Source organism: Psychrobacillus sp. FSL K6-2843, from assembly GCF_038626375.1.
Taxonomy (GTDB): Bacteria; Bacillota; Bacilli; order Bacillales_A; family Planococcaceae; genus Psychrobacillus; species Psychrobacillus faecigallinarum.
The window spans coordinates 1,347,886-1,361,745 of record NZ_CP152021.1 but is presented as its reverse complement, the minus strand read 5'-3'; the positions used below and the strand labels follow the sequence as shown (position 1 = coordinate 1,361,745).

The window sequence follows — 13,860 nt, the reverse complement described above, 5'->3', positions numbered from 1 at the left end:
TTATTCTCTCCCTTTCAAGATCATCTCAATAACAGCCATTCGGATATAAACACCATTTTCCATTTGCTTAAAAATTCTAGAACGCTCACATTCTACTAATTCGTTTGCAATTTCCACATCACGATTAAACGGAGCAGGGTGCATAATAATTGATCCTTCTTTCATCCTGCTTTCTCGCTCCAAAGTCAGACCATAGGATTGATGGTATTCTTCCTTTGAAAATGATATCGAACCATCGTGCCTTTCATGTTGCACTCGTAGCATCATTAAAACATCACTTACTTCAATTACATCATCAAAACTATTAGTAGTTTCAAATTCTGCTTGCCATTCACGTGGACACACAAAATGAATTTTAGCTCCTAGCCTAGTTAAAGCATCTGCATTCGATCTTGCCACTCTACTATGCGCTATGTCCCCTACTATTGTGACTATTTTATCCTTCAATCCCCCAAATTCTTGCCAAATAGTAAAGATATCTAAAAGGCTTTGAGTGGGATGGTTTCCAGTGCCGTCCCCTCCATTGATGATTGCAGGTCTCACTTTCCCTACCAGTTCATTGAAATAGTTATTTTGTTCATGTCTTATAACTAATGCATCCAAGCCTATAGATTCTAGTACTTTTACTGTGTCATATAGTGTCTCACCCTTTAATGTACTAGAAAACCCCGCATCAAAAGGTAACACCTCCAGCTGTAGCTTTCTTTCAGCCATTTCAAAGCTCATTTTCGTTCTTGTACTCGGTTCGAAGAATAAGTTAGCCATTGTATATTTGTTTTTTAAAGTTGAGACGGCGCCTTCACGAAACGCTTGTGCTTGTTTTAAAATAGCTAGTATTTGTTCAACTGACAAATCTTTCATTGATACTAAATTTTTCATGAATATCCGCCTTTCTTTTATAAAAAAACCTCCTCGAAAAATTCGAGAAGGTCCGTTAAGCATAACCAAAGTAGAGATTCTATAAGTAAAAATCTCTTTTTTGGTCCGAACCCTTCGCTGACTCTCTGTTCAACTTATTAAAAGGTCATTATTCTATTGTGTCATTTCCAGATGATTCAGCTTCTTTTCTTCCAGGAAGAATCCAGTTTAAAACTACTCCAACGATGGCAGCTAGTGCCATTCCTTCTATACTTAATGCTTCCGTTACGATAAATTTAGCTCCACCAATACCGATTACTAAGATAACAGATGCAATAACTAGGTTGCGACTGTTTCCAAAATCAATATTTGCTTCTACTAGCATGCGCAACCCACTAGAAGCAATAATCCCAAACAGCAGGATAGATACCCCTCCGAGAACTGCGGTAGGTATTGTTGTGATAAGCGCCATTCCTTTACCAAAGAAGGATAGCAAGATTGCAACAACTGCTGCTCCCATTATTACGTACACACTATAAACTCGTGTAATGGCTAACACACCAATATTTTCGCCATAATTAGTCTTTGGTGGACCACCGATTAAAGCACTTACGAATGTTCCTAACCCATCTCCAAGAAGTGAGCGATGTAAACCAGGCTCTTTAATATAGTCTCGATTTACAACCTTCCCTAATACTAATTGATGCCCAATATGTTCAGAGATAGTAACAATGACTATAGGAACCATAATGAGCAAGATTTTAGAAGTAACTTCAAAATCATAATGAACTCCTGGTACTAAGAAATCGGGTAACGCTAGGAAGCTTGCCTCTTTAACAGGAGTAAAATCTACAATTCCAATTAGGATAGAATAGAGATATCCAACTACTAAGCCAATCAAAATTGGCATGGTACTAATAATGTTTTTAAAAAAGATAGTACAAATGATTGCTGTAAACAATGTTACAAGTGCAGCAGAAAAATGTAAGAAACTATACTCTTTTAAACCTGTCTCTACATTTGTGATATTCATCGCCATGTCCACAGCAACTCCTGCTAATCCCAGACCAATAACCATAATTACCGGACCAACAACGATTGGTGGCAATAACTTCATAATCCACTTGTATCCACTTTTCCAAATGATCAGTGACACAATACCATATACTAAACCTACAAATACTGCTCCAATCATTGCATTACCTGGATTAATAGCTTTACCCGATTCGCCAAGTCCATTTACTGCCAATAAAATTGGTGCTATGAAAGCAAATGAGGAACCTAAATAAGCCGGCACTTGAAATCGGGTTATCATTAAGAAAATGATTGTTGCTATACCACTAGTCAGTAACGCGATTGCGGGACTTAACCCTACAAGCTGTGGTACTAATATTGTTGAGCCAAACATCGCAAACATATGCTGAAAACTTAGAGTGATCAGTTGTCCGCTTGTAGGTTTATCATTTACATCTAATATCGCTTTCGACATTTAAGGTCCCCACCTTTCTAGGATTATTCAAATATTGTTACAGCATCTACTTCGTCCGTCTCTGTAACTTTAACCACTATTTTTTCACTACTAGAGGTAGGAATGTTTTTACCTACATAATCTGCTCGGATTGGTAGCTCTCTGTGACCTCTATCTATCAACACGGCAAGTTGTATTTGGGATGGCCTTCCTAAATCCATTACTGCGTCCATCGCTGCTCGAACCGTTCTCCCAGTAAACAGAACATCATCTACTAAAATAACCTTTTTGTTTGTAACATCATGTGTAATATCAACTTGTTGTACGAGTGGCTCGTTAGAAGCATTTTTTAAAGATAAATCATCTCTATACAATGTAATATCTAACTCACCCGTTTTGATTGGTTTACCTTCAATTTTTACGATTCTTTCTGCAAGTCTTTGCGCTAAAAATGTACCTCTAGTCTTTATCCCTACTAATATACACTCTTCAATTCCTTTGTTACGTTCAATAATTTCATGGGCAATTCTAGTGAGTGCCCTGTTGATAGCTTGCTCATCCAATATGCTTGCCTTTTCTTCCATACGATTACATCCTCCTATCCATAATATAAAAAACCTCTTAAGCTAGAGAAGCTCAAGAGGTTGTATGTGCGCGATAAGATATAGTGAACCTATTAATCCGCAGAATAATAGTGAGTCACTTTCACATGTACCTTCTCAGCCTCTCTGGACTGTTATTAAAGGTGAAGCTATTCAATTTATTGTAATTAGTATAACGGACTATTCTTCTTTTGGCAATGATTGTTTTCGCAAGTCTTGCAACAAATCTGTAAAGTCCTCTGGTAGCGGATAAGAAAATTCTAAATACTCCCCTGTTCTTGGCTGTATGAAACCGAGAACTCCTGCATGTAGAACTTGACCATTAAAATCTATAGTCTTCTTCGGTCCATATTTAGGATCTCCTGCTAATGGATAACCGATATACTTCATATGAACACGAATTTGATGCGTTCTTCCAGTTTCCAACTGACATTCCACTAAAGTGAATTTGTTAAAACGTTCTAAAACACGGAAATGTGTTACAGCATGCTTACCGTTATCCACAACCGCCATGTTTTGACGCTCTTTTTTATCACGAGCAATCGGCGCATCAATTGTTCCTTTATCATGCGCGATATGTCCATGAACAAGTGCAGTGTATTTACGAGTAACTGTTTTCTTTACTAGCTGATCAACTAACGAAACATGGGCAACATCGTTTTTAGCAACCATTAGAAGGCCAGTTGTATCTTTATCAATACGATGGACAATTCCTGGGCGTAAAACTCCATTGATACCTGAAAGGTCCTTAATTTGATGCATTAGACCATTAACGAGCGTACCACTTAGATGGCCAGGAGCAGGATGAACAACCATACCTCGTGGCTTGTACACTACCACTACATCCTCGTCTTCATAAACGATTTCAAGATTCAAGTTTTCTGCAACTATATCTAGCTCAACCGCTTCTGGTGGAGTTACTACAATTACATCGCCCTCTTTTACCTTGTAGCTCGTTTTTGCGGGCTCATTGTTGACTAAAACACTACCATCTTTTATAAAATTTTGAATTTGTGTACGGGACCAATCTGTTTCAAAAGAGGCAATCGCTTTATCAATTCTCTCTTTTTCCTGGTCCTTTTCAATAATAAACGTTAATTCTTCCATTATTTCACCTTTTTCTTTTCAGCTCGTTCTTCTCGTAGTATAAAAATAATTACAACTACAACTCCTAATGTTAGGGCAGCATCTGCAATATTAAAAATCGGAAAATCATAGTTAACAACCGGAATGAGTACATCTACAAAATCGACTACTTCACCTTTCCAAAGTCGATCTATAAAGTTTCCAATTGCTCCTCCTAATAAAAGCATTAATCCTACTTGAAAAAGAGGTTTCCCTTTTGCTTCCTTATGAAAGTAATAAATAATCGCAACAATCACAACTACAGTGATAACTGCAAAAAAACCTATTTGTCCTTGTAGCATACCCCATGCAGCACCACGATTACGATGTGAAAGCAGTGCAAAGTATGGGTCCCAAATCATAATTTGTTCACCAAGCGTCATATTTTTAACAACAAGCCATTTTGTCCATTGATCTAATGCAATGACAAATGCTGCTAGTCCATAAAATTTCCACACATTAATTCCCCCGATAATCAAATAAGCCTTAAAGACCTCTCTACGTTTGTTGCAGTGAATATTATATCCACCCACTAATTATTTAAAAAGATTTTTGCTGAATAATATTAAACAATCTACAATAGTTTACCATAGAAACCTATCCTACGTAAAAGAGCATCTATGATTTACAAAAGAAAAAATTAATTCTTTTATCTATTATTCAAACTTTTAGTGTAATTCATATTCATGTGATCTATCTTTCTAATCAAATACTCTGTCTTAATTTTTTAAAAAAAGTGGCCCTATTTAGCATAGGGCCACTTTGTATATATTAAACGTAATGTTTTTCTACTACTTCTGCACAGCGAGAGCAAAGTGTCGGGTGAGCTTCACTTTCTCCTACTGTTTCAGCAATAGTCCAGCAACGCTCACATTTTTCTCCGTCTGCTTTTTCAACTACAACGGATGAATTTTCAAGCACTAAACTGTTTGCTGGTGCTTCAGATTGAGAACCACCTAAAACAAACTTAGATACGATAAACAGTTGCGCGAAATCAATTGCGTCTGTGTCGAACAACGCTTTATATTCATCACTAACATACAATGTTACTTTTGCTTCTAATGATTTACCAATTGTTTTCGCATTACGAGCTTCCTCTAATGCTTTTAATACATCATCACGTAATCCCATGATTTTTTCCCATTTTGGAGCAAGTGCTTCAAATGCAGGGTAGTCAAGAGCTTCTGGCATATCTGTTAATTGAACACTTTCTTCCTTCTCATGCTCCAAATAAGCCCAAAGCTCATCTGCTGTATGTGGAAGTATTGGCGTCAATAATTTTAATAAAGCAAGAAGTGTATCATACATTACAGTTTGCATAGCACGACGATCTTTGTCATCTGTTCCGTAAATATACACAACGTCTTTAGCGATATCAAGATAGAATGAGCTCAATTCACCAGAAACAAAGTTATTAACAGTGTGATAAACAGTAGCAAAATCATAACGGTCATAAGCAGCTCTTACCGTTTTGATAACCTCTTGTAATTTCATATACATATATTGGTCTACTTCACGTAAGTTCTCAAATGCAACACGATCACTTGTTGGATTAAAGTCGCTAATATTCCCGTGTAAGAAACGAAGCGTATTACGGATTTTACGATAGACTTCTGTAACTTGTTTGATGATTGCATCAGATACACGAACATCCGCTGTATAATCTACAGATGCAACCCATAAACGTAGAATATCAGCACCTAATTGATTCATTACTTTAGCAGGGACTACAACATTCCCTAATGATTTACTCATTTTTCGGCCATTACCGTCTAAAATGAAGCCGTGGCTTAATAACCCTTTGTATGGAGCATGACCATACATTGCAGTGCTCGTAATTAGAGAAGAGTTAAACCATCCGCGATATTGGTCAGATCCTTCTAGATATAAATCTGCTGGGAATACTAAATCATCACGTTCCTCTAATACACCATGGTAGGAAGAACCAGAGTCAAACCAAACGTCCATAATATCTGTTTCTTTTGTGAAAATTCCATTTGGACTATGTGGATGTTTGAACCCTTCAGGAAGTAACTCTTTTGCTTCTCTTTCAAACCAAATATTTGAACCATACTCACGGAATAGATTTGATACATGAGAGATAGTCTCTTCTGTTAAAATTGGTTCGCCGTCCTCTGCATAAAATACTGGAATTGGCACACCCCATACACGCTGACGAGAGATACACCAATCTCCGCGATCACGAATCATATTATACAGACGAGTTTCTCCCCATGCTGGTGTAAATTCAGTATTACGGATAGACTGCAATAATTCATCTCTGAAAGCCTCAATTGATGCAAACCATTGAGGAGTTGCACGATAGATAACAGGTTTTTTCGTACGCCAGTCATGTGGATATGAGTGAGTAAAGAATGTAAGCTTCTCTAATGCTCCTACTTTCTCTAATTCCTCAGTAATTGCTTTGTTTGCTGTATCATAGAATAGTCCTTCGAAGCCTGGTGCCTCAGCTGTCAGTACCCCACGCTCGTCAACAGGACAAAGCACATCTAGACCGTAAGCTTTTCCTACGTAGAAGTCGTCTTCCCCGTGGCCAGGTGCTGTATGAACACAGCCAGTACCTGATTCTGTTGTAACATGCTCTCCAAGGATTATTAAAGAGTCACGGTCATATAATGGGTGCTTAGCAACTAGACGATCCAATTCTTGACCAAGAATTGTTTGTTCTATAGAGTATTCTTCCCATCCTAGCTCAGCTGCTACAGATTCTGCTAAGTCTTTTGCAATTACATATTTGTTCCCTTTTGTTAGTACTACTGCGTATTCTACTCGTGGATGTAATGAAATTGCCAAGTTTGCAGGAATGGTCCAAGGAGTAGTAGTCCAAATAATGAACTTTGTCCCTTCTTCTAAAACACCCTTGCCATCTGTTACAGCAAAGCTAACATAAATAGAAGGAGATTTTTTGTCTTGGTATTCAATCTCAGCTTCTGCAAGGGCAGATTCACTTGAAGGTGACCAATAAACAGGCTTCAATCCTTTGTAGATGTAACCTTTCTTAGCCATAGCACCAAATACTTCAATTTGTCGCGATTCGAATTCAGGCTTTAATGTTACATAAGGATTATCCCAATCTCCACGAACGCCTAAACGTTTAAACTGTGATCGTTGGTTGTCAATTTGTTGGTATGCATAATCCTCACATAGCTTTCTAAATTCAGCAAGTGATAATTCCTTACGTTTAACACCTTTGTTAGTTAGAGCTTGTTCAATTGGTAGTCCATGTGTATCCCAACCTGGAACATAAGGAGCATGGAAGCCTGTCATCGATTTGTGACGAACAATCATGTCTTTAAGAACTTTGTTTAAAGCATGCCCAATATGAATATCACCATTCGCATACGGTGGGCCATCATGTAGAACAAAGAATGGACGCCCTTCCGTTCTTTCTAAAACTTTTTTATAAATATCCTGTTCTTCCCATTTTGCTTGGATATCTAACTCTTTCACTGGTAGATTTCCACGCATAGGAAAATCTGTTTTTGGCATTAATAGTGTGTCTTTGTACTCCATTTTTCTTCCTCCTTTGTTTTTCGCAGGTGCTGGTATAATTCATGGAAAATAAAAAAACCCCTCATCCCAAAAGGGACGAGAAGTTATGCTCGCGGTACCACCCTACTTGCGATCACTAAAAGTAACCGCCGCTTAGTATGTCGTAACGGGACATAATCCGAAGACACTTAAAAATTCAGTATCCTTGCTCCAAAGTGATCCACTAAAACGTTTCATTGCTTGAGCTCACACCATCCTCAAGTCGCTTTACAAAAATCATTTTTAGACGTCTTTTTCAATGCATATATATATGATATGAAATTATTATAGGAAATGTACGACCATCAGTCAAGAAATCTCTTATTCCTCTGTAGCAGAAATACGATCTACAGCTGTTGTATCTACATCATACTCCATCAAATGATTCCAGTCATCAGTATTAATAAGATCTAGTTGTGCCTCTACAAGCATTTTAAAGCGATTTCGGAAAACTTTAGACTGTTTCTTCAATTCTTCAATTTCTAAGGCTATTTTTCGAGCTTTGGAAAGAGCTTCGTTGACAATACGATCTGCATTTTTCTCTGCTTCTTTTACTATGAGCTTTGCTTCTTTTTGTGAGTTGCGTCTAACTTCCTCAGCAGCCTCTTGCGCAACTACAATGGACTTATGTAAGGTTTCTTCTATAGACGTGAAATGACCAACCTTTTCACTGGAGGACTTTAATTTGAGCTCTAACTCTTTTTTTTCTTTGATAAGTATTTCTAAGTCCTTCATAATCTGATCAAGAAATTCATTTACTTCATCTTCGTTGTAACCTCTAAATCCCTTACTGAACTCCTTGTTATGTATATCAAGTGGTGTTAGTGGCATCCTATCCATCTCCTTTACATACTAATGTTCTTCCCTCTATTATACATTTCAGACTGGTTGAATACATCTAAATTTCAAATTAAGTTTAAGAAAATTATTTTTTTGGCTCTATTCTACCAATTTGAAGTCTTATTTTGTCTTTTTTGGTTCTTCCCTCTATCATCAATAATTTTATGCGACCAAATCCACGAATAGAAATCATATCTAGCTCTTGTAATTCCATAGACGGTTGGTCTTTTTCAGTCCAATTGACCTTTACTTTACCACTTTGAATAAGAGAAGCAGATTTTTGTCTAGATATATTGAAAATAGAAGAAATAACAGTATCTAGCCTTAAAGAACTCACCGTGTGATTTTCTGATACCCATTCCTCGTGTTGTCTGAAATAATTGGAAGAGTCATCTACTACTTCAATATGAACCTTCACTTTCCCAATCCCAACAAAATTCGCCCTCACATAATCTAAAACCTCTGTAGCAACAACAAACTGAATCGAGCCTTCCTCCACTCGAATGTCTCCAAATTTACTCCGGTCAATTCCTAGGGACATCATCGAGCCAAGCACGTCTTTATGCTTTAAGGTAACAAACTTTTGAGGATATTTTACTTCAACTACAGTCATATTATAATCTTCTTCTGTTGGTTCAAAATATGACGGATATAGAAGTACTCTTTTTCTTTCAGCATCTTCTAATGCTCCTGCTGCACTTGACTCAATAGAATCATATTGTCCGCGCACAGAATTTAAAATAAACTGCTGCCTAGGATCTAGAAAATCAGTTAGCCTTGGAGCATAACGATCTTCAACTTCTCGCATCATATTAGTGGTTTGTTCAATAAATGGTTGCTCTTCTTTTCTAAAATGCTGTAATAGATGTTCCATACTGCTGAGACCTCGCTGAAATTTTTAGTAAGAAAACACGCTAGCACCCTTGCAGGGATACTTTTCCAAAAAATAAGACATGGATCAAAGTCTTTGTTTGCGCTTTAAGCACATGCTTGGCATTGGTTTTATCGATAAGAGCCACTTGCTCCTACAAAAAAACCTCACTAATGTGAGGTTAAATGAATTGACCTAAAGATAAAATTCCTCTCATAGCTATATTTAAAACAAAAATAGCTACAATCGGAGAAATATCAATCATACCGATTGGTGGAATGATTTTGCGAAATGGCTCTAAATAGGGCTCACATATTTTCCCTAAAAACTGCCCTATTGCAGATTCACGTACATTGGGTACCCAAGACATAAAGATATAAATAATCAATGCAAATGAGTATATTTGTACTAATTGAGCTAACAAAACTAATATTAAATCCATTGTAAGTAACTCCTCTATTAATCTAGATCGTTATAGTAATAATCTGAAATCGAACCTGCAACTTCTACGGAATCAGGAGCACATAGGAAAATATCTGTTCCTATTCGTTGAATGTCTCCACCTAAAGCATATACTGTTCCACTTAAAAAGTCGATTATTCGGATTCCTTGTTCCTTATCGATTCGTTGCAAATTAACTATAACGGCTTTTTTATTCTTTAAATGCTCAGAAATATCTTGCGCCTCCGCATATACTCTTGGCTCGATTAAGATTACCTTAGAGGATTTTTGCATATTTTGTATACTTACAAGATTGGTTGCAGCAGTTTCCTTAGGAGCAGTATTGAATTTTCGTTCCTTAGCGTAAGACTTAACAGGCTGTTGTTTTATTTGTTGAGGTTCTACAGGCTGCTGCTGTGGTCTTTGCTGTTGTTGTGGAACAGATGTATCTTCATCCTCTTCTAAATAGAAAAAGTTTTTTACCCAATTTTTCATACTCATTCATCCTCCTTGTCTTTACCGACTAATGCAGTTCCTATTCTTACAAATGTTGCTCCTTCTTCAATAGCAATTTCATAATCTCCAGACATACCCATAGATAATTCTGTACAAGGAGCATGAGGCTGTTGTTTTGCAGCTATTTTCGTTTGTAGCTCTTTTAAATCACGAAAAACCTGTCTTATAAGCGAATCATCATCCGTATTAGGTGCCATAGTCATAAGACCAACAACACGTATTCGAGAATAGTCTTTAAGTTCATCAATAAATAACTCGGCTTCTTCTAAAGAAAGGCCATGCTTAGACTCTTCCTTCGAAACATTTACCTGAACAAAGCAATCTTTCACTGTGCTTGCTCTTTTTTCAATTTCGTCAGCTAAGCTTTTCCGGTCTAAAGAGTGCAAGTAATCTATCTCATTAATAACCGATTTTACTTTTCTAGTTTGTAAAGAGCCTATGTAGTGCCATTTAACATCAGCTGAAATAGCTTCAATTTTTTTCATTAATCCTTCTGGTCGATTCTCTCCAAGATGTAAAATTTCATTTTGTATAACTTCCTCTGTCCGCTCTACAGAAACTTCTTTTGTAACTGCGATCATAGTTACATCCTTTATATTTCGATTAGCTCGTACGCAAGATTTTTCTATATTCTTTTGGATACTGATTAAATTACTTTTCACATTTGACATATAAAACCAACTCTTCATCTTTTGTTTTGTTCATTGTATCAATGAAATGGCCTTTTATCAATAAAGAACAGTACCTATTCTCGGTTTTTTGAAACGATTATTACATCTTTTCCAATTATTGCTATATTTTGTATGTCAATTTTTTTAGTTTCTCTTTTTTTATTAAAAAATGTGGGGTATGCCCCATTAGTTTCCACTATAAAAGAAGTTATAAAACCTGTTTCTTTGTCTATTTCAGCGTCTACTATAAACCCTAGCAATTGGCCGGAGTTTGCCTCGATGACTTCTTTTTGCTGTGCATCTGAAAATTTCATCAGTTCCCTCCCTTTTTCTTAGTATATTCATGAAAATAGAAAAAAACGCTTTTTCGAATGAAGAAAAAGCGTCAATTTGTTTTTTAAGTTACTTTGGATTTAACTGGCTTTGAATAGTCGATAACGCACTTTTTTCTAAACGTGATATTTGAGCCTGGGATAATCCCAAGTCTGTAGCTATTTCTGTTTGGGTAGCACCAAAATAAATTCTCTTCGTTAGAATTTTTCGTTGTCTAGAATCTAAATTCTGAAAGCTTTCCTTTACGGTGAAATATGTTACCCACTGATCTTCCGATACATCATTATCGCATAATTGGTCCATCATATAGATAGCGTCTCCCCCATCACTAAAAATAGGTTCTTGTAGGGAAACAGGGTCTTGAATAGCGTCTAAAGAAAGTAATATATCTTCAACAGGAATTTCTAATATTTTTGATAAATCTTCTAATGTCGGTTCTTCCAGATGTTCATTAATATATTGTTCTTTCGCTTTCATCGCCTTGTAAGCGATGTCTCTTAAAGAACGAGAAACACGTACAGAATGATGGTCACGTAAATGCCTTTTTATCTCCCCTATAATCATAGGCACCGCATACGTAGAAAACCGAACATTATGTTTTAAATCAAAATTTTCAATGGACTTAATTAATCCTATACAGCCGACTTGAAACAAATCGTCCGCCTGTTCTCCTCTATATGCGAATCGTTGAACTAGACTTAAAACTAGTCTTAAATTACCCATAACTAATTCATCTTTAACTGATTCTTCTCCACCCTGTAAACGTATAAATAATGCTTTCATTTCTTCATGGGATAGTAAAGGAAGCTTTGATGTGTCAATGCCGCATAATTCTACTTTTGTTCTCGTCATAGTTCTTCCTCCGGACTTTTTAATAGTTCTTAGTCAGTTTGTCCTGAGGTTAAAAGATTATTCCGAGCTCGGCTATCCAATTTCACCCATTAGGCGATCGGCTCGTTCAACACTTCTTTTAAATCTAATATGATTTTTTTCTCTAAACGTGATATATATGACTGTGAAATTCCGAGATGATCTGCAACCTCTTTTTGTGTCATTTCCTCTTGTCCATTGAGTCCGAATCTGCATTGCATAATATATTTCTCTCGATTCCCCAATAAGTTAATTGCTTCAAAAACATGCTGTCTCTCTAATTTTTTTTCTACATCCTCGATGATTAAATCCTCGCTTGTACCTAAAATATCAGATAGTAATAATTCATTTCCATCCGAATCAGAATTCAATGGTTCATCAAAGGAAACCTCTGATTTCATACGATTTGTTTTTCTTAAATGCATGAGAATTTCGTTTTCTATACATCTAGAAGCATAGGTAGCCAGTTTAATTCCTTTATCTAAATTAAATGTTTCAACTGCTTTTATAAGACCAATTGAACCAATGCTTATCAAATCTTCTATGTTAGTGTTTGTTTGATCAAACCTTCTTGCAATATATACAACTAATCGTAAATTTCTTTCGATTAATACGTCTCTAGCATGCTCATCTCCATCCATAAAGGCTAACAACATTTCACGTTCCTCATCTCTCGTCAATGGTTTTGGCAGCGACTCACTTCCACCAATATAATGGACTCCCTTTCTTTTAAACGAGAGAATCCAAAAGTAAAATCGACGTAGCAAATTTAATATCATTATTTAACACTCCTTTTTTTAAGATGATAGTAAGTGGAACTATGCAATATCCCATCTGCTTCATGAGGAAATTTGTCCTTGCCTCTAGTTAAAACAATATAACCTTTTGGTAATGGTTGATCGTTAACAATCCATTCTTCATATTTAATACCTATAACCCACGACTTCTCTTTCTGCACTGTAGCAATCGGTATTAAACGTACTTTGCTGGCATATTCTTTTGGAAGCATATCCAAACCTTTATAATGCGAACTATCCCAGCTATTAATCACTTCGTAAAGAGTATCTGGAAGGATAGGTTTGAGAGCTTCTGCCGCTATAAAATGTACTGGATCATTAGAAAGAGGCTCCGTGCATACGTTTCCCGAATCGATAAATAATATGAGTTCTTTAGTTTGATCGAATAGCTTGATGCTTGAAGGATAAATAAGTTCTCTTTCCGTTTGTGAGATATGAAGGTGCAGTACATGTTTAGTAAGAAGGTATAAACCACCTGTAGCAATAACTGCATAGTTAAGAATCATGAATGAATTGCTAGCGTTACTGTACATTGGGGCAATGGCTGTAAGTAATCCACCTGCAAAAATACTTGCGAGTAAAGTTAATGTAATAGCCTTGACGATTTGTGTCCTTTTTTTCCAGAATGCTATTCCTATCATGAGAAAGAAAGTTAAAAATAGCGTACTGAAATGATTTGAAAAAACAACTGTTATCACTCCCGCAACAAAGGCCGACAGAAGCAGGTATCTTTTTTGGTTTTCAATCCAGCCAATTCTGTTTGCAAACGCTAAAACGGTATAGTTGAAAAATGTGTTTGTTGCAATCATAACTTCTGCGTACATAGCTCTCCTCCTTTTGATAAAAGCTTAACACCCAATTTATAAGAAATTTGTCAAAGGAACGTCCAAAAGTAAATTTTTTAAACGACAAAATC

Annotated in this window: 15 protein-coding genes and 1 other annotated feature; all 15 genes read right to left on the bottom strand. The window is 36.4% G+C overall.

Annotated elements, in window-relative coordinates; all coding sequences use genetic code 11:
- The 15 genes from MKY94_RS06645 to MKY94_RS06575 all read right to left on the bottom strand — a co-directional run bounded on the left by MKY94_RS06645 (nt 1) and on the right by MKY94_RS06575 (nt 13,768).
- Nucleotides 1–879, bottom strand: coding sequence for an aspartate carbamoyltransferase catalytic subunit (locus tag MKY94_RS06645; RefSeq protein WP_191696407.1), 879 nt, complete (start codon nt 877–879; stop codon nt 1–3).
- A 148-nt stretch (nt 880–1,027) separates the two neighbouring features.
- Nucleotides 1,028–2,347: a solute carrier family 23 protein gene (locus MKY94_RS06640; protein ID WP_342578280.1), complete on the bottom strand. Its 1,320-nt coding sequence runs from the start codon at nt 2,345–2,347 to the stop codon at nt 1,028–1,030.
- 23 nt (nt 2,348–2,370) lie between these two features.
- Complete coding sequence (gene pyrR / locus MKY94_RS06635; protein WP_144537978.1) at nt 2,371–2,910, bottom strand: bifunctional pyr operon transcriptional regulator/uracil phosphoribosyltransferase PyrR; 540 nt, start codon at nt 2,908–2,910, stop codon at nt 2,371–2,373.
- A gap of 198 nt (nt 2,911–3,108) precedes the next feature.
- Nucleotides 3,109–4,035: an RluA family pseudouridine synthase gene (locus MKY94_RS06630; protein WP_144537977.1), complete on the bottom strand. Its 927-nt coding sequence runs from the start codon at nt 4,033–4,035 to the stop codon at nt 3,109–3,111.
- On the bottom strand, nt 4,035–4,511 hold the full coding sequence (gene lspA, locus MKY94_RS06625) for a signal peptidase II (RefSeq protein WP_144537976.1): 477 nt from the start codon (nt 4,509–4,511) through the stop codon (nt 4,035–4,037). The genes MKY94_RS06630 and lspA overlap by 1 nt, the downstream gene beginning before the upstream one ends.
- A gap of 313 nt (nt 4,512–4,824) precedes the next feature.
- Entirely contained in the window at nt 4,825–7,587 is a 2,763-nt protein-coding gene (ileS, locus tag MKY94_RS06620) for an isoleucine--tRNA ligase (protein ID WP_342578279.1), read from the bottom strand.
- 68 nt (nt 7,588–7,655) lie between these two features.
- Nucleotides 7,656–7,874 (bottom strand) — a binding site (T-box leader).
- Between the two features lie 52 nt (nt 7,875–7,926).
- Complete coding sequence (locus MKY94_RS06615) at nt 7,927–8,436, bottom strand: DivIVA domain-containing protein (protein WP_144537974.1); 510 nt, start codon at nt 8,434–8,436, stop codon at nt 7,927–7,929.
- 94 nt (nt 8,437–8,530) lie between these two features.
- On the bottom strand, nt 8,531–9,319 hold the full coding sequence (locus MKY94_RS06610; RefSeq protein WP_144537973.1) for an RNA-binding protein: 789 nt from the start codon (nt 9,317–9,319) through the stop codon (nt 8,531–8,533).
- A 178-nt stretch (nt 9,320–9,497) separates the two neighbouring features.
- The gene (locus MKY94_RS06605; RefSeq protein ID WP_144537972.1) at nt 9,498–9,758 is read right to left on the bottom strand and encodes a YggT family protein; all 261 of its coding nucleotides are present in this window, start codon (nt 9,756–9,758) and stop codon (nt 9,498–9,500) included.
- Nucleotides 9,759–9,775: 17 nt separating this feature from the next.
- Nucleotides 9,776–10,258 (bottom strand): cell division protein SepF, encoded by a 483-nt coding sequence (locus MKY94_RS06600; protein WP_144537971.1) that lies wholly within the window; start codon nt 10,256–10,258, stop codon nt 9,776–9,778.
- Nucleotides 10,255–10,944: a YggS family pyridoxal phosphate-dependent enzyme gene (locus MKY94_RS06595; protein ID WP_342578278.1), complete on the bottom strand. Its 690-nt coding sequence runs from the start codon at nt 10,942–10,944 to the stop codon at nt 10,255–10,257. Before MKY94_RS06595 ends, MKY94_RS06600 begins: the two co-directional genes overlap by 4 nt.
- A gap of 74 nt (nt 10,945–11,018) precedes the next feature.
- Entirely contained in the window at nt 11,019–11,258 is a 240-nt protein-coding gene (locus tag MKY94_RS06590) for a YlmC/YmxH family sporulation protein (RefSeq protein ID WP_144537969.1), read from the bottom strand.
- 88 nt (nt 11,259–11,346) lie between these two features.
- Nucleotides 11,347–12,129, bottom strand: coding sequence for an RNA polymerase sporulation sigma factor SigG (gene sigG / locus MKY94_RS06585; protein WP_144537968.1), 783 nt, complete (start codon nt 12,127–12,129; stop codon nt 11,347–11,349).
- A gap of 89 nt (nt 12,130–12,218) precedes the next feature.
- Nucleotides 12,219–12,926 carry an RNA polymerase sporulation sigma factor SigE gene (gene sigE / locus MKY94_RS06580; RefSeq protein ID WP_144537967.1) on the bottom strand — a complete coding sequence of 236 codons (708 nt, stop codon included), beginning with the start codon at nt 12,924–12,926 and terminating at the stop codon, nt 12,219–12,221.
- Nucleotides 12,926–13,768, bottom strand: coding sequence for a sigma-E processing peptidase SpoIIGA (locus tag MKY94_RS06575; protein ID WP_342578277.1), 843 nt, complete (start codon nt 13,766–13,768; stop codon nt 12,926–12,928). Before MKY94_RS06575 ends, sigE begins: the two co-directional genes overlap by 1 nt.
- Nucleotides 13,769–13,860: the final 92 nt, after the last annotated feature.